14 protein-coding genes and 1 pseudogene are annotated in these 15784 nt (G+C 63.3%); 8 read left to right on the top strand and 7 right to left on the bottom strand.

Going from position 1 to position 15784, the window contains the following annotated elements; all coding sequences use genetic code 11:
* Nucleotides 1–7: 7 nt before the first annotated feature.
* Entirely contained in the window at nucleotides 8–796 is a 789-nt protein-coding gene (locus tag NR126_RS01985; protein WP_256829561.1) for an SDR family oxidoreductase, read from the bottom strand.
* 157 nt (nucleotides 797–953) lie between these two features.
* Here NR126_RS01985 and NR126_RS01980 point away from each other — a divergent pair, with 157 nt between their 5' ends.
* Complete coding sequence (locus NR126_RS01980; protein WP_027620836.1) at nucleotides 954–1529, top strand: TetR family transcriptional regulator; 576 nt, start codon at nucleotides 954–956, stop codon at nucleotides 1527–1529.
* A gap of 18 nt (nucleotides 1530–1547) precedes the next feature.
* Here the strand turns inward: NR126_RS01980 and NR126_RS01975 are convergent, their stop codons facing one another.
* On the bottom strand, nucleotides 1548–2501 hold the full coding sequence (locus NR126_RS01975) for a LysR family transcriptional regulator (RefSeq protein WP_027620837.1): 954 nt from the start codon (nucleotides 2499–2501) through the stop codon (nucleotides 1548–1550).
* 128 nt (nucleotides 2502–2629) lie between these two features.
* On the opposite strand from NR126_RS01975, the gene NR126_RS01970 reads away from it, so the two are divergent.
* From NR126_RS01970 to NR126_RS01940, 7 genes are all read left to right on the top strand, one after another.
* Entirely contained in the window at nucleotides 2630–3808 is a 1179-nt protein-coding gene (locus NR126_RS01970) for a M20 aminoacylase family protein (protein ID WP_256829560.1), read from the top strand.
* A 57-nt stretch (nucleotides 3809–3865) separates the two neighbouring features.
* Nucleotides 3866–5164, top strand: a complete 1299-nt coding sequence (locus tag NR126_RS01965; protein WP_027620839.1) for an MFS transporter — start codon at nucleotides 3866–3868, stop codon at nucleotides 5162–5164.
* An 83-nt stretch (nucleotides 5165–5247) separates the two neighbouring features.
* Nucleotides 5248–6570 carry an OprD family outer membrane porin gene (locus NR126_RS01960; protein ID WP_256829559.1) on the top strand — a complete coding sequence of 441 codons (1323 nt, stop codon included), beginning with the start codon at nucleotides 5248–5250 and terminating at the stop codon, nucleotides 6568–6570.
* A 42-nt stretch (nucleotides 6571–6612) separates the two neighbouring features.
* A complete protein-coding gene (locus NR126_RS01955) occupies nucleotides 6613–7941 on the top strand; it encodes an amidohydrolase (protein ID WP_256829558.1) in 1329 nt (442 codons plus the stop codon).
* Between the two features lie 268 nt (nucleotides 7942–8209).
* Nucleotides 8210–8719 carry a sigma-70 family RNA polymerase sigma factor gene (locus NR126_RS01950; protein ID WP_027620842.1) on the top strand — a complete coding sequence of 170 codons (510 nt, stop codon included), beginning with the start codon at nucleotides 8210–8212 and terminating at the stop codon, nucleotides 8717–8719.
* 16 nt (nucleotides 8720–8735) lie between these two features.
* Nucleotides 8736–9671: a FecR domain-containing protein gene (locus NR126_RS01945; RefSeq protein WP_256829642.1), complete on the top strand. Its 936-nt coding sequence runs from the start codon at nucleotides 8736–8738 to the stop codon at nucleotides 9669–9671.
* A gap of 115 nt (nucleotides 9672–9786) precedes the next feature.
* Entirely contained in the window at nucleotides 9787–12273 is a 2487-nt protein-coding gene (locus NR126_RS01940; RefSeq protein ID WP_081786422.1) for a TonB-dependent siderophore receptor, read from the top strand.
* A 51-nt stretch (nucleotides 12274–12324) separates the two neighbouring features.
* On the opposite strand, the gene NR126_RS01935 is transcribed toward NR126_RS01940, so the two are convergent.
* The 5 genes and pseudogenes from NR126_RS01935 to NR126_RS01915 all read right to left on the bottom strand — a co-directional run bounded on the left by NR126_RS01935 (nucleotide 12325) and on the right by NR126_RS01915 (nucleotide 15658).
* Complete coding sequence (locus NR126_RS01935) at nucleotides 12325–14178, bottom strand: ABC transporter ATP-binding protein (protein WP_105755228.1); 1854 nt, start codon at nucleotides 14176–14178, stop codon at nucleotides 12325–12327.
* A 214-nt stretch (nucleotides 14179–14392) separates the two neighbouring features.
* Nucleotides 14393–14581, bottom strand: coding sequence for a DUF1289 domain-containing protein (locus tag NR126_RS01930; RefSeq protein WP_027620846.1), 189 nt, complete (start codon nucleotides 14579–14581; stop codon nucleotides 14393–14395).
* Between the two features lie 2 nt (nucleotides 14582–14583).
* Nucleotides 14584–14940: a hypothetical protein gene (locus tag NR126_RS01925; protein ID WP_105755230.1), complete on the bottom strand. Its 357-nt coding sequence runs from the start codon at nucleotides 14938–14940 to the stop codon at nucleotides 14584–14586.
* Nucleotides 14941–14992: 52 nt separating this feature from the next.
* Nucleotides 14993–15112 (bottom strand): annotated as a pseudogene (locus NR126_RS01920) (cation transporter); the annotation flags it as partial.
* 33 nt (nucleotides 15113–15145) lie between these two features.
* Complete coding sequence (locus tag NR126_RS01915; protein WP_105755231.1) at nucleotides 15146–15658, bottom strand: PaaI family thioesterase; 513 nt, start codon at nucleotides 15656–15658, stop codon at nucleotides 15146–15148.
* Nucleotides 15659–15784: the final 126 nt, after the last annotated feature.

Here is a 15784-nt window from a genome sequence, read left to right as displayed (position 1 = left end):
GTTTCATTCACTCGGGCGACTGGTAGCGTTGCGCAACGCTGGACTGTTTGATCTGCGACATCAGCCCCAGACGCGCCGCTTGCAAAGCGTGCCAGCGCTCACCTTCCTGCAGCGGCGGGATGGTCACCGACTCACGGCGGTCGAAGCCGATCAGCGCGGCATCCACCAGATCACCCACTTCCATGATCTCAGGCAGGCTATTGATGTCGATCCCGGCGCGATCCCAGATTTCCGTACGCGTGGCGGCAGGCAGTACCGCCTGCACATAGACGCCCTTGGGGCCCAGCTCCAGGCTCAGGCCCTGGGAAAGGAACAGCGCAAACGCCTTGGTCGCACCATAGACCGACATGCCGAGCTCCGGCGCTAGGCCGACCACCGAGCCAATGTTGACGATAGCTCCGTTGCCCGCCGTGGCCAGGCGTGGCGCGATCGCACTGGCCAGACGCACCAGGGCCGTGGTGTTGAGCGCGACCAAGTGGGCCACGCTGTCGGTGCTCTGCTCGATGAAGCTGCCGGACTGCGCCGCGCCGGCGTTGTTGATCAGGATGCCGATGCTGGCGTCTTCCCGCAGGCGCGCTTCAACGATGGCCAGGTCGCCGAGTTGGGTCAGGTCGGCCTGCAGCACATCAATCGCAACCCCATGCTCGCCGCTCAACCGGGCGGCGAGGGTGTGCAGGCGCGCCAGGTCGCGGGCGACCAGCACCAGGTCATGCCCACGTTGGGCGAAACGCTCGGCGTAGACAGCGCCGATGCCGCTGGAGGCGCCAGTGATCAGAACAGTAGGGCGAGTGGTCATGGTCTTGTCTCTTGATCAAGGATGTCGGGAAGTTGGGTGACTGCGGTGTTGTGGGATTATGATGATGATCATAATCTAAGCTGTCAACATCATTTGATTACGATCGACATCTATGTATCATCGACCAACGATTCAACGCTTACGCAAGGTGATGCACATGAGAGTGACCAAGGCCCAGGCCGAGGCAAACCGGCAGCACATCGTCGAAACCGCCTCAGCGGTGTTTCGCCAACGCGGCTTTGACGGGGTCGGAGTGGCCGACTTGATGGCGGCCGCCGGGTTCACTCACGGCGGCTTCTACAAGCATTTCGGCTCCAAGGCCGACCTGATGGCCGAAGCCTCAGCCAATAGCCTGTGCCGATCGCTGGCCAGCGCCGAGAACCTGGATGTGCAGGGCTTCATCGATGTCTACGTGTCGCGGGATCACCGCGACCGCCGGGACAGCGGCTGCACCATGGCCGCCTTGTCGGGCGACGCGGCGCGCCAGTCCGACGAGGTCAAGGCGAGTTTTGCCAACGGCATCGAGGGCTTGCTGCAGACCCTGGGTCAAAAATTTCCGAGCGCCGCAGAGGCGCCGGCTGGGGAAGGGCGCGAGAAAATGCTTGCCCTGCTGGCACAGGCGGTGGGAGCGATCCTGTTGTCCCGTGCCTGTCCGGACGATTCGCCGCTTGCCGACGAAATCCTCGAGGTCTGCCACCGGCAGATGACGGCAGCGCTGGCTGCGCAGTCGTAGCGGTTCGAGCGGTCTGAATCAGATCAGCATTTGCAGGGTATCGAACAACCGGCGGTCGTCGGCCTTCGACGAGCGCGAGCGGCGTCGGACCACCTGCAGGATGCACTCGATAAAGCACTGCGCGGCGCTGCCTGGCTGGCTGTTGCGCGGGGTGACGATGCCGATGGTGTCGGTGGCGAAGGACTCGGCCAGGTTCAACCGGGTCACGCGCTCGGCGAAGACCGGCACGGTCAGCATCGGCTCCGGGCAATAACTGAGCATGTCGGTCTGCTCGGTCAGCGACAGCATCAGCTGCAATGACTGGGCACGCTGGACATGCTCCACGGCGATCAGCGCGCCGTGTTGCCCGAACAGTTCGTGCATGAAGCTGTCATGGTTAGCGTCCGGATAGTTGACCACCCAATCCTGATCCAGCAGGTCGTGGATCGAGCGACAGTCCTGTTTCGGATGGCCATGGCGAGCAATCACCGTCATTTCGTAGGCAAATAATGGGTCGCAGGAGAACTCCGGGCGCGGCATCAGCGCCGACACCAGGCCCACCGCCAGTTCCATGGTGCCGTCCCGCAGTCGCGGCAAGGCAACCGCCATCAAACCCTCGAAAATCTCCAGTCGAACCTGCGGCATGCGCTGGCGGAACAACTGCACTACCTCGGGCAGCAGGGTCATGCCCATCCACGGCGAAATGCCCAGGCGCAGGTGACCTTCGGTCTGGCCACGCAGGTGAGTCAGCTCCAGTTGTGCCTGTTCCAGTTGGCCGAGCATTTGCCGGGCGTGCAGCAGCAGCGAGTGCCCATAATGGGTGAGCAGCACGCCACTGGCGTTGCGCGTCAGCAGCGGCAGTTGCAGGTGGCTTTCGAGTTCTCGCAGCGACTTTGCCACGGCGGTCTGCGAGACCCCGATCTTACGGGCTGCAGCGCGGATGCTGCCGCAATCGGCGATGGCCACCAATGCCTGCAGCTGATGCAGTTTCATGTCGGATTCCTTGTTGTCAGGCGTAAACCTATGGTTTTCAGTCCAACCATTTTGCGACTGCCGGTGGCTGGGCCGGCTGCCTATTATCGGACCCGCAGCATGCCCGTTAATAACAACAAGGAAAACCCATGACCCAGCCGTGCGTCTTACCCGGTATCGCAGCGCTTGAAGAAGAGATGATTGCGTTGCGCCGACACTTGCATGCCCACCCGGAACTGAGCTTTGAAGAGTTTGCCACCAGTGATCTGGTTGCCGCCCGGCTTGAAGAGTGGGGCTACGAAGTGCACCGGGGCCTGGGGGGGACCGGCGTCGTCGGGCGCTTGCGCCTGGGTTCTGGCAATAAGGTCATCGGCCTGCGCGCCGACATGGACGCGTTGCCCATTGTTGAGCAGACCGGCTTGCCCTACGCCAGCCGCAATCAAGGCGTGATGCATGCCTGCGGCCACGACGGCCACACCGCCATCCTGCTGGCGGCGGCCAAGCACCTGGCCCGGAGCCGGGAGTTCGACGGCACCCTGGTGCTGATTTTCCAGCCGGCGGAAGAGGGCGATGGCGGCGCGCGGCGGATGCTCGAGGACGGTCTGTTCGAGCTATTCCCCTGTGACGCGATCTTTGCCCTGCACAACATGCCGGGCCTGCCGACCGGCAAGTTCGGTTTTCTACCCGGCCCGTTCATGGCGTCCACCGACACCCTGACCATCAGCGTCAAGGGCGTGGGCGGGCACGGGGCAATGCCCCATAAGGCCACCGACGCGATCCTCGCCGGCGCGGCGATTGTCCAGGCGCTGCAGAGTGTCGTCTCGCGCAACGTCAATCCGCTGGATTGCGCGGTGGTTTCGGTCGGCTCCTTCCATGCCGGGATCGCCCCCAATGTGATCCCTGATCACGCCGAGCTGCAGCTGAGTGTCAGGGCGCTCAAGCCCGAGGTTCGCGATTTGCTGATCGAGCGCATCAGCGCGGTGGCTCAGGCCCAGGCCGCGAGTTTCGGCGCCACGGCGACGGTCGAGGTCGATGAAGCGCAGCGTTTCCCGGCCTTGATCAACGACGCGAAAAGCACCGCGTTCGCCCGGCAGGTCGCCGAGGATTGGCTGGGCGCGGATGGCCTGGTCACCGACATGGCGCCACTCACCGGCAGCGAAGACTTCGCGGTGATGCTCGAGCAGTGCCCGGGTTGCTACCTGCTGATCGGCAATGGCGACGGCGAAGGCGGCTGCATGGTGCATAACCCCGGATACGACTTCAACGATGATTGCCTGGCCCTGGGCGCGAGTTACTGGGTACGCCTGGTCGAATCCTTCCTGGCCTGATCGGCCACTGTCTGTCTATCGGCCCGGGTAGTCGCTGCGCCGGGTGAAGGAGTTGTCATGTCCGCTACTGTTATTGCCCAGGGGAGCGAGGCTCGCGCTGCTCGTCCTGCCCTGAGTTCCCGTGCAATTGCCGCCATTACCTTCGGCTCGGCCCTGGAATTCTTCGAATTTTCGGTATTCAGTTTTTTTGCCACGGTGATCGGTCGGCAATATTTTCCCGCACAAAGCGAAGTCGGCCAGCTGTTGCTGGCGCTGGCGACCTTCGGCCTGGGCTTCGTCATGCGCCCGCTGGGCGGCTTGATTATTGGTGCCTACGCCGACCGCGTCGGACGCAAACCAGCGATGCTGCTGACCCTGTGCCTGATGGCGCTGGGTTCGACGGCTTTGGCGCTGACCCCAACCTACGCACAGATCGGCCTCGCGGCACCGCTGCTGATCGTTGCCGCGAGGCTGGTGCAAGGCTTTGCCATCGGCGGCGAAGTCGGTGCCTCGACCGCGATGCTCATGGAGTACGCCGAGGATCACAACCGTGGCTTCTACGGCAGTTGGCAGTTCTTCAGCCAGGGCCTGAGTTTTCTCATGGGCTCGCTGGTGAGCCTGGCCTTGAGTGCCAGCCTCAGCGACGCCGACCTGCAAAGCTGGGGCTGGCGCATCCCGTTCCTGGTGGGGGTGCTGGTGCTGCCGGTCGGCGTGTACATCCGCCGTCACCTGCAGGAAACCGCCGCCGAGCCCTGCGCGCATCAGGCGCCGCCGCTGCGGCAGATCTTCTCGGCCCATCGCCGGGTGCTGGGTGCCGGCGTCCTGCTGACCATCGGCGGCACCGCCAGCAGCTACATCGTCCTCGACTACATGACCAACTACGCCGTCGCGGTGTTGCACCTGCCGCTGCAGGTCGGCATCGGCGCGTCCTGCCTAGGTGCCCTGGTGCAGATCATTCTGTCGCTGTGGGCCGGCAGGCTCAGTGACCGGATCGGCCGGCGTCGCACCATCGTCCTGGGCAGCGTGCCGATGCTGATCCTGATTTACCCGGCCTTCCTGCTGATGACCCATTTCCCGACGCTGATGACGCTGATGCTGGTGTCGATTTTCAACACCTTCCTGCTGGTGATGATCACCGTGCCCTCGGTGGTGATGCTGACCGAGATGTTCCCTCGGGCCATTCGTGCCACCGGCCTTTCGCTGGTCTATTGCCTGGGCGTGTCGATCTTTGGTGGCTTCGCCCAGTTCTTTGCCACCGGCCTGATCAGCCTGACCGGGGACAATCATGCACCGGCGCTGTACGTGATGATCTGCATCTGCGCCACCCTGGTCGGCGTGGCCATGTCCAGGGAAACCGCAGGCAAGCGTCTCGACTGAGCAACCCCGACGGCCGTCGACCGATCGACGGCCGAATAATAAAAACAAGCGCTTAAGCGCTCTTCAAACTGATGGATTTGTGCATGTCCCATACCTCCAAGTTGTGGCCGCTGGCGCTTGCCTGCACCACGGTTTTTTCCGCAGCCTGCGTCGCCGATGAACAGGGTTTTCTGGCGGACAGCCACCTGACCCTGGTCAACCGTTTCAACGTCCTGAACACCCGGATCACCGGCGACGGCCATGATCAGCGCCGCAACAACCGACGCGATCCGCGCGATGTGTCCCTCGGCGAACGCTTGAGTTTCACCTCGGGTTTTACCCAGGGCCCGGTTGGTCTTGGCGTCGATGCGTTTGGCTACGCCGGGTTCAAGCTCGATGGCGGCGCCGGCCACGCCGGTTACGGCAATGTTCAGATCAATGACCAGGGCGAACCGCAGCGCGCCTACGGCCGAGCCGGCGGCCTGCTGAAGCTGCGCTACGAGCAAACCCAGTTGCGCTACGGGCAGATGGAAGTGCTGAATCCGGTGTTCGCCACTGCCGACGCGCGCATCCTGCCGAGCACGGCGACCGGCTTTCTCCTCAGCAGCAAGGACGTTCAAAACTTGCTGCTCGAAGGCGGGCATTTCACTGCAGGCACCGAGCCGGCCTCGACCAGCAGCCGGGGCGGGCTGTGGGCCAACTACGCCAATGTGCAGACCGCCGCCGTCGACTTCGTCGGTGGTCGTTATGCGCTGGGGGAGCAGGGGGCGATCAGTCTCTATGGTTCCGAGTTCGAGGACCTGTGGCACCAGCAGTACATCGGCAGCAGTTACTCCTGGAAGCCCAGCGCCGGCAGCCGCTTCGATCTCGAGGGCAACCTCTACCACTCACGGGACCAGGGTCAGGCCAATGCCGGCGCGATCGACACCACCGCCTGGTCGGGCTTGATGGCTTACTCGCTGCTCAACCATAAGTTCACCCTGGCGTTCGAACACGTCATCGGCGACACCCCGTTCGACTACATCGGCTTCGGCAACAACGGTTCCGGCGCCTTCGGCAACTCGATCTTCCTCAGCAACGCGGTGATGGCGTCGGACTTCAACGGCCCCAATGAAAAATCCTGGCAAGTGCGCTACGACCTCGACCTGGCGCCCTACGGTGTGCCCGGCTGGAGCTTGATGGGGCGCTATGTCTACGGCTACGACATTACCGACTCGCCGAACCCGCACTACGGCGCCTGGGCCAATGCCGACGGCGCCTCGCACAAGGAGCTGGACCTGGAAGCACGCTACGTGGTGCAGAGCGGTCCGGCCAAGGACATGCGCGTGCGCCTGCGCCGGGGCATGCACAACGCCATCGGCGGCCAGCCGGACGGCGACATCACCATGAACGTCGTGGTGGTCGAGTGGCCGCTGCGGATTTTCTAAGTGTTTCCAACAACAAAAACCAACCTGTAAGGATACCCACCGATGAAATTTCCAGCGCCACTTGGCCTAGCCGTACTCGCGGCTATTACTTCGACGCTGTGCAACGCCGCCGATGCCCCTTGGGTGAACCCGGCCGTCGCCGCAGCCAGTGCCCAGGTAATCGACCTGCGCCACGATATTCACCAGCATCCCGAACTGGGTAACACCGAGGTCAAGACCTCTGCGCTGGTCGCCCGGCAACTCAAGTCCTGGGGCATCGAAGTGCGCACCGGCGTCGGCAAGACCGGCGTGGTCGGGGTGCTGCGCGGCGGCAAGCCTGGCGCAGTGGTCGCCCTGCGTGCCGACATGGACGCCTTGCCGGTCAAGGAAATGACCGGCCTGCCATTCGCCAGCAAAGACGAGGGCGTGCGCCTGGGCAAAACCGTGCCGGTGATGCACGCCTGCGGCCATGATGCGCACACCGCCATGTTGCTTGGCGCTGCTCGGGTGCTGGCGGAGAACCGTGAAAATGTGCCCGGTACCGTGGTGTTCCTATTCCAGCCGGCGGAAGAGGGCGCGGCCGATGTCGACGACTTCGACACCCACGCGGTGATCGGCGCCAAGGCGATGATTCGCGACGGCGCGCTGGATTCACCGAAAGTCGAAGCGGTGTTCGGCGTGCACGTGATGTCCGGCTACCCGAGCGGACACCTGTATTTCAAACCGGGCACGGCGCTGAACAGTGCCGACGATTTCCGTATTACGGTCAACGGCAAGCAGACCCACGGCTCGGCACCCTGGACCGGGGTCGACCCGATTGTCGCCAGCGAGAAAATCGTCGACGGCCTGCAGACTTTGGTCAGCCGCCGCATCGATTTGACCAAGGGCATGGGCGTGATCAGCGTCGGCTCGATCAACGGCGGCACCGCCACCAACATCATCCCCGAAAGCGTGACCCTGTCTGGGACCATCCGCACCAACAGCGCCGACATCCGCGACACCATCCTGACGAAACTGCCGACCCTGGTCAGCGGCATCGCCAGCGCCTATGAGGTCAAGGCCGATCTTGAGGTGATGCACTACGCACCGGTCACCACCAACAACCCCGGCTTGACCGAGGCCATGGTCCCGGCGTTGGAGTTGGCGGCGCCAGGCAAAGTCGAACGCCTGCCGGCATCGTTGTCGCCGAGTGAAGACTTTTCGCTGTACGCGGAAAAAGTCCCGGGGCTGTTCGTGTTCCTTGGCGCGACGCCTGAAGGGCAGGACATGAACAAGGCGGCCCCCAACCACAGCCCGTATTTCACGGTGGACGATCAGACCCTGGCCACTGGGGTCAAGGCTCATGTGCAGTTTGTGCTGAACTATGCGGGGCGGGTTGCGGGTAAATCCTGAGGGGTTTCCTCCCTTGCGGGAGCGGGCTTGTCCGCGATGAGGCCATCAGCTACACCGCATCAACTTCATCGCCAGCAGGCTGGTTCCCGCAGGTTCTGTGTCCGATCACAAGATCTGCATCCACCGCAAACCCTGTGGGTGGCCTGCCCGCGATGAGGCCTTCAGCCACACCACATAAACATCATCACCATCCCACCTATTGCCAAATCCCCATGCGCTGGAAGAAAATGAGAGTCATTATCAAATATCTGCGTGTCGAGCCGTCTCCATGTCCTCTGTCGATCTCTCTCACCAACATGCCGTGCAGACGCTCTACGAAGACCATCACAGTTGGCTGTGCAGTTGGTTGCGTCGGCGCCTGGGTTGCAGCGACCACTCGGCGGACCTGGCCCAGGACACCTTCATCCGCGTCCTGACGCAACGCAAAACCCTTGAGCTGCGGGAACCTCGGGCCTATCTGAGCACCATCGCCCGCAGTCTGATGATCGACAGTTTCCGTCGCCGCTCCCTCGAGCAGGCCTACCTGGAAACACTGGCGCTCAGCCCTGAGCCGTTGGCGGTTTCGCCGGAAACCCGCGCGCTGATTCTCGAAACCCTGTTTGAAATCGACCGCCTGCTCGACGGCCTGGGCGAGCGCACCCGGGAAATTTTCCTGCTGGCCCAGCTCGACGGCCTGAGTTACGTAGAGATCGGCCGCCGTCTGAACGTCTCGGTCAACACCGTGAAGAAACACGCAGTGCGTGCGCTGACCCATTGCCTGCTGCTGGCGGAGGACTGAGGTGCGTCCGCCCGCCATGGACCACGCGACCCTGGAAGCCGCTGCGCGCTGGTACGTCGACTTGCGCACTGACACGCCCGACGCGGCGCTGCGTGAGGCGCACCGGCACTGGCTGGAGTGTGACCCGCGGCATGTCCAGGCCTGGGAGCGGCTGACGCGCCTGCAGGACAAATTCGGCCAGCTCGCACCGGGCATCGCCCGGCCGACCTTGACCAGCGCCCGGGCCAAGCGCCGTGATGTGCTCAAGGTGTTGTCGGTGTTGCTCGCAGCGGGCGGCGCCGGCACCCTGGCTTGGACCCGCACGCCCTTGCCAACCCTGATGGCCGACCAACGCACCGCCACCGGCGAACGCCGTCGGCTGCAACTGGACGACGGCAGCCTGCTGCAACTCAATACCGCCACCGCCGTGGACATTCGATACAGTGCCAGCGTGCGGGAAATTCGCCTGCTGAGCGGCGAGATACAGATCCAGACTGCCGCCGATCAGCAGGCCCGGCCCTTTATCGTGCATACCCCCTCTGGCAGCGTCCGCGCCCTCGGCACCCGTTTTGTGGTGCGCCATGACAGCGATCACAGCCAGGTCAGCGTGCAGGAACATGCGGTCGAAGTGCGCAGTGCCAGCGGTGTGAGTCCGGCGGTGCGCGTGGAAACCGGGCAGCAACTGAGTTTCTCCACGGATCAACTGGGGTCGGTGCAGCGGGCCAATCCGCAGGTCGACGCCTGGACCCGCGACATGCTGGTGATCGACAACTGGCGCCTGGCCGACTTCATCGCCGAGTTGCAGCGATATCGTCCGGGTCACCTGGGCTGTGCGCCGGCGGTGGCCAACCTGCGGATATCCGGGGCCTTTCACCTGGCCAGCAGCGACGCCATCCTCGACAACCTGACCTCGACCTTGCCCGTCCGCCTGAGGCGTTTCAGTCGTTACTGGACCCGCGTCGAGGCCGCCTGAGGTTTTTTTCAGATAATTATTCGAGGGTGTTGTCGATTTTGATTCTCGTTCGACTTTGTAGATAGAGGCGCACACAGACGCCGTCATTTACTGCCATCGGGCGCAAGGAAACAGCATGACCCCCCGTAACCTTCAATCGCAAAGACCCTTGAGCAAACCTGCAATCAAACCCCTGAGCCGTGCCGTGCATGTCGCGCTGCTGGGGATGGCGTTGGCCTTGCCGCTGGGCCTGGTGCTGCCCGCACAACCTGCCTGGGCCCAGACCAGCAACGAAAGCAGTTTCGACATCCCGGCCGGGCCCCTGGGTGCGGCGCTGACTCAGTTCGCCGCCACCGCCGGCGTCACCGTTTCGTTCGACCCGGCCAACGCCGCCGGGCAGACCACCACCGGCTTGCAGGGCCGCTACAGTACCGATGCCGGTCTGCAAAAACTGCTCGCCGGCAGCAGCCTGCAAGCGGTGCGCCTGGCCAGCGGCAGTTACTCGCTGTTGCCAAGGGTGGAGGGCGCCGCGCTGCAATTGGGCGCCACGACTATTTCCGGGCAGGCGGTCGAGTCGGCCTATGGTCCGGTCGACGGCTATGTCGCCTCGCGCAGTGCCAGCGCGACCAAGACCGACACGCCGATCCTCGAAATTCCCCAGGCAATCAACGTGGTCACGGCCGATCAGGTGGCGGTGCAGGGCGCCCGCAACCTGACCCAGGCCCTGCGCTACACCCCGGGCCTGAGCACCGGCGGTTTCACCGACCGCAACGTGATCGCCGACGAAATCACCAGCCGTGGTTTTGCCCCGACCCCGTTGTACCTGGATGGCGCCTACATGCCCTATGCCGGCAGCCTCGGCGGCGCGCCGCAGATTGATCCTTACACCCTGGAGCGCATCGAGGTGCTCAAGGGGCCGTCGTCGGTGCTGTTCGGGCAGAACCAGCCGGGCGGCCTGATCAACATGGTGTCCAAGCGCCCCACTAGCGAGCAGCGCAGCCAGGTCAAGCTGGGTGCCGGCAGCTACAACCGGGTCAATGGCGCCTTCGACACCAGCGGTCCGCTCGACGAGCAAAAAGCGTTCAGCTACCGCCTGGTGGGCCTGGCCAAGAAAGGCAATGAGCAGGTCGCCCACACCAACACCGAGCGCACGCTGCTGGCGCCGAGCCTGACCTGGACCGCCAACGACAGCACCTCCCTGACCCTGCTGGCGCAGATCCAGCGCGACGACGGCCTGGCCGATTACCAGGCGCTGCCACGGGTCGGCTCGCTGGATCGCGGGCCAAACGGGCAGCACATCAAGCGCGACTTTTTCACCGGTGACTCGCGCTACAACGACTACAAGCGCGACCAGTACATCCTCGGCTATGACTTTCGCCACGACTTCAGCGACGACCTGAGCTACCGCTCCACCGCGCGTTACACCGACGTGCGCGACCAGTACAAGGGTTTCTACCTGCGCAGCTTCGTCAGTGATGACGCCGGAGTGGTCGATCAAACCCGGGCCAATCGGGTCAAGCTCGACTGGCGCCAGCACAACACTGCCTACACCGTCGATAACAACCTCGAGTACAGGTTCAACACCGGCGCCCTGCAGCACACCACCCTGGCCGGCGTCGACTACCGGCATTTCAGCCGCAAGTACGACGGCTACAACGCCTATAACGTGTTGCCGATCGACCTGTATGGCAAGAACAACTACGACACCTCCAGCGTGACCCCGGTCCTCGACACCAAGTGGGACAACACCATTCGCCAGACCGGCGTTTACCTGCAAGACCAGATCCGGCTGGACCAGTGGATCCTCACCATCGGCGGCCGCCAGGACTGGGCCGAGATCGACAACAAGGACCTGCTGGCCCATACCGTCAGCTCGCAGCGGGACAACCAGTTCACCGGGCGCGTGGGCCTGACCTACGTCACCGACTTCGGCCTGGCGCCTTATGTCAGCTACTCCGAATCCTTCCTGCCGACCCTCGGCACCGCAGCGCCCGAGCGCGGTGGCAAGGCCTTCGATCCAACCGAAGGCGAGCAGTACGAAGTGGGGGTCAAGTACCAGCCGTTCGACAAGACCCTGATCACCGCTTCGGTGTTCCAGATCAAGCAGAAAAACGTCCTCACCGGCGACACCGAATACCCGCAGTACTCGGCGCAAAATGGCGAAGTGCGCTCGCGCGGCATCGAGCTGGAAGCCAAGTCCAGTCTGGATAACATCGACGTTTTGGCGGCGGCCACCTATATCGACTCGATCTACACCAAGAGCACCTACGGCGACCAGGGCAACCGCAGCGAAGCCACCGCCCCAGTGTCGGCGTCGCTGTGGGTCGACTATCACTTTACCCAGGCGACCATCGATGGCCTGACCTTCGGCGTCGGCGCCCGCTACACCGGACGCAAGCCAGGCGACTCGGCCAACTCCTTCGACGTACCGGCCTTCGTGGTCTATGACACCACCGTCAGCTATGACCTGGGCAAACTCGACAGCGGCCTGCGCGGTCTGCGCACCAGCCTCAACGTGCAGAACCTGTTCGACCGCGAGTACGTCTCCGACTGCAACTATTCGTTCGGTTGCTACTACGGCCAGGAGCGCGTGGCCTCGGTGGAAATGACTTACGACTGGTGATAACCGGCGGCACCTGGCACCTGGCGCGGGGCGCGCCAGGTGCCGCACGGCTTATTCCACTTCCTCAACCACCCCCTGATCCTCCCCCAGAAACCCGCCACTCTGGTGCTGCCACAACCGCGCATAAGTACCGTTTTTCGCCAGCAACTCGGCGTGGGTGCCTTGCTCGATGATCTGCCCGTTATCCATGACGATCAGCCGATCCATCGCGGCGATGGTGGACAGGCGGTGGGCGATGGCGATCACGGTCTTGCCCTGCATCATCTCGTCGAGGCTTTCCTGGATCGCCACTTCGACTTCCGAGTCGAGGGCGCTGGTGGCTTCGTCGAGCAGCAGGATCGGCGCGTTTTTCAGCATCACTCGGGCGATAGCAATGCGTTGCCGCTGGCCGCCGGACAGCTTGATCCCGCGTTCGCCCACCAGAGTGTCGTAACCGCTGTGGCCCTGGCGGTCGCTGAGCTGGCTGATGAAGCCGTCGGCCTGGGCGTTGGCGGCGGCGCGCTGGATCTGCTCATCGGTGGCATCCGGGCGACCGTAGGCGATGTTGTCGCGGATCGAACGGTGCAGCAGCGAGGTGTCCTGGGTGACCATGCCGATCGCACTGCGCAGGCTGTCCTGGGTCACGTTGGCAACGTTCTGCCCATCGATGCGAATCTCCCCGGCGTCGACATCGTAGAAGCGCAGCAGCAGGTTGATCAGGGTCGACTTGCCGGCACCGGAGCGACCCACCAGGCCGATTTTCTCTCCCGGACGGATGTCCAGGCTCAGGCCATCGAGCACCTGGCGCTCACCGTTATAGTTGAAGCTGACGTTGTCGAAACTCACCGCGCCGCCAATCGGTACCAGGGTTCCGGCATTCGGTGCGTCCTGGACCTTGGGGCCCAGGGTCAGGGTCGCCATGCCGTCCTGCACGGTGCCGAAGCTTTCGAACAGCGAAGTCATCTGCCACATGATCCAGTGCGACATGCCATTGATGCGCAAGGCCATGGCGGTGATCGCCGCCACCGCGCCAGTGCCGACTTGCCCCTGATGCCAGAGCCACAACGCGTAACCGCCAGCGCCCATGATCAGGCCGACCACCAGTGCCTGGTTGACGATCTCGAACTGGCTGACCAGGCGCATCTGGCGAAAGCCGGTGACCTTGAAATCTTCCATCGCCGCACGGGCAAAATGTGCCTCGCGCTTGGAGTGGGAGAACAGTTTGACCGTGGTGATGTTGGTGTAGGCATCGGAGACCCGACCGGTCATCGACGAGCGGGCGTGGGCCTGTTCCTGGCCGACCTTGCCCAGGCGCGGCACGAAGTACAGCATCGCCAGGCCGAACAACAGGAGCCATAGCACAAAGGGCAGCATCAGTTTTGGGGCGAAGCCGCCGGCGAGGGCGATGATCGCGATGAAGTAGACGCCGATCCCCGGCAGGATTTCGATCAGGGTGAACAACACCTCGCGCACCGCCAATGCGGTCTGCATGACCTTTGTAGTGACCCGCCCAGAGAACTCATCGGAAAAGAACGACAGGCTCTGGCGCAGCATCAGCCGGTGGAAATCCCAGCGCAGGCGCAGCGGCAGATTGATCGCCAACACCTGGTGCTGAACCATGGTGCGCAACGCCACCAGGCCGATACTGGTCACCAGCACGATGCCAATCCCCCACAACACCCGACGTTCCTCACCCGGCGCCGCGCCGCCGGCCTGCCAGCTGGCGAGCAGGTCGACCACCTGGCCAAGAAAGGCGAACAGCCAGGCTTCGTAGATCGACACCGCGGCACTTAGCAACGCCAGCGCCAGAATGTAACCGCGAGCGCCTCGGGTGCAGGCCCACAGAAAACGCACCATGCCCATCGGCGGTGGCGGCGCCTCGTCGGGCGGGAAGGGGTCGAGTCGGCGTTCGAATGCTCCGAGCATGGTGGTCTCCGTAGGGGTGAATTGAGGGAAGTCTGCCATCTAACGGATGTTTTGCGGGATTTGTCGGCAGCGGTCTCAGGTCTTTCGCTGCGATGCGGCGTCCCGACAAGCCAGCTCCTGCAGGTTTGCGCTGTTCACAGATTTGTGTGATTGGCCGCGACCCTTGTAGGAGCGAGCCCGCTCGCGATGGCGGTGTGACGGGTTCGCAGTGTTTTCAGGATTTGCGCGCGCTCGCCTTCAAGCTTTTCAAGCGCTGGGTCGCCCGTGCCACCGCAGCCATTTTTTCCGGGCGCTTCATGCGTTTCCACTGACGGATGTCGGCTTTGCTGCGCCCGCAACTGATGCACAGGTCTCCACTGAGTTGGCACACGGCGATGCAGGGGTTTTCGATTTCCTTGGCCATGCTCAACTACTCCTGGCCAGGCGCTTGCGCCAGTCGCCGGCGTGGCTGCGTTGGCATTCTTCTTCTGAGTCCAGGCGCAGGTTGCGTGAGGACAGCGCCAAGTCGATGTCGGCCTCGTGCAAGGCGATGGCGGTGAGTTCGACGATGCGTGCCTTGGCGCTGGCTTCGGCGGCTTGGCGGTCGACCTGGGTGTCGAACACCCAGGTGATCCGCAAAGTGTCAGTCAGGGCGTTGAGATTGACTGTATGGGTAAGCCAGGCAAAGCCGTGGATTTCAGCTTTGGCCGTTTCGCAGGCGTCGGTGAGGGTGGCGATCAACCGGCGCTCGATCCGTGCCAGTTCGCGTTTGCCTGGAGGCATGAAGGGTTCCTTGCAAAAAAATGGTCAATCAGGCCGGGCGAAATTCGACCGTCACATAGCGCCCGGCGAGGAGGGCGGCGATCGCCAGCACCGAGGTCAGCGCGTCAGCGATCACGTGGACGTAGGCCGATTTCAGGTTGTTGTCGTGGCCATGATGGGGGTGGTCATGGTCATCAACCAACCCCCCGCAGCAAAAGCCCCAACCTCACGACCCCTGCGTCGCCTCCCGCCCATGAGCCGCTGCTGCCAACCTTCCGGTATCCACCCGCACAAACACCGAATCCCCCACCGCCGTCAGCACATCCCCCGCATAAATCTCGCAGATCACCCGGGTCTTGCGTCCGACTTCGCCTTCAACCCGCGCCTTCAAGGTCAGCTTTACGCCCATCGGGGTCGGTTTGATGAATTTGATGCCGAGGTTGCCAGTGACGCAGTCGATGCGCGGCAGGCTGCCGGCTTCGCGTTGTTCGGCGCGGTAGTGGTAGGCCATGACCGTCCAGTTGGAGTGGCAATCCACCAGCATGGCGATCAGCCCGCCGTACACCAGGTCCGGCCAGCCGCAGTACTTTTCGTCCGGCAGATGCTCGGCGACGACCTGCGAGCCATCGTCATCCCAGCGGCTCTTGATGTGCAGGCCATGGGGGTTGCGGCCGCCACAGCCGTAGCAGACGCCTTCAGGGGCAGCGAGGTCTTGCAGGGGGGTGTCGAGCATGGGCATTTCCTGGGTCCTTCCTGGGTAAGAAAAATCCGAGATTAACGGATTTAAGGATTTATCAGAACCCGTGAAAGGGTTGTTGTCATACGGCTGCAGGGCGTTTTTCTTCAATACAGCAGGAACCCATCC

The sequence above is a fragment of the Pseudomonas sp. Pse1 genome (genome assembly GCF_024519635.1).
Classification (GTDB): domain Bacteria; phylum Pseudomonadota; class Gammaproteobacteria; order Pseudomonadales; family Pseudomonadaceae; genus Aquipseudomonas.
The sequence above is the reverse complement of the archived record's forward strand: the minus strand, read 5'-3'. Positions and strand labels throughout refer to the sequence as shown.

Excerpts from the sequence above, each read along its gene's own strand:
- NR126_RS01985 (WP_256829561.1), bottom strand. The coding sequence starts at position 796 with ATGACCACTCGCCCTACTGTTCTGATCACTGGCGCCTCCAGCGGCATC.
- NR126_RS01980 (WP_027620836.1), top strand. The coding sequence starts at position 954 with ATGAGAGTGACCAAGGCCCAGGCCGAGGCAAACCGGCAGCACATCGTC.
- NR126_RS01975 (WP_027620837.1), bottom strand. The coding sequence starts at position 2,501 with ATGAAACTGCATCAGCTGCAGGCATTGGTGGCCATCGCCGATTGCGGC.
- NR126_RS01970 (WP_256829560.1), top strand. The coding sequence starts at position 2,630 with ATGACCCAGCCGTGCGTCTTACCCGGTATCGCAGCGCTTGAAGAAGAG.
- NR126_RS01965 (WP_027620839.1), top strand. The coding sequence starts at position 3,866 with ATGTCCGCTACTGTTATTGCCCAGGGGAGCGAGGCTCGCGCTGCTCGT.
- NR126_RS01960 (WP_256829559.1), top strand. The coding sequence starts at position 5,248 with ATGTCCCATACCTCCAAGTTGTGGCCGCTGGCGCTTGCCTGCACCACG.
- NR126_RS01955 (WP_256829558.1), top strand. The coding sequence starts at position 6,613 with ATGAAATTTCCAGCGCCACTTGGCCTAGCCGTACTCGCGGCTATTACT.
- NR126_RS01950 (WP_027620842.1), top strand. The coding sequence starts at position 8,210 with ATGTCCTCTGTCGATCTCTCTCACCAACATGCCGTGCAGACGCTCTAC.
- NR126_RS01945 (WP_256829642.1), top strand. The coding sequence starts at position 8,736 with ATGGACCACGCGACCCTGGAAGCCGCTGCGCGCTGGTACGTCGACTTG.
- NR126_RS01940 (WP_081786422.1), top strand. The coding sequence starts at position 9,787 with ATGACCCCCCGTAACCTTCAATCGCAAAGACCCTTGAGCAAACCTGCA.
- NR126_RS01935 (WP_105755228.1), bottom strand. The coding sequence starts at position 14,178 with ATGCTCGGAGCATTCGAACGCCGACTCGACCCCTTCCCGCCCGACGAG.
- NR126_RS01930 (WP_027620846.1), bottom strand. The coding sequence starts at position 14,581 with ATGGCCAAGGAAATCGAAAACCCCTGCATCGCCGTGTGCCAACTCAGT.
- NR126_RS01925 (WP_105755230.1), bottom strand. The coding sequence starts at position 14,940 with ATGCCTCCAGGCAAACGCGAACTGGCACGGATCGAGCGCCGGTTGATC.
- NR126_RS01915 (WP_105755231.1), bottom strand. The coding sequence starts at position 15,658 with ATGCCCATGCTCGACACCCCCCTGCAAGACCTCGCTGCCCCTGAAGGC.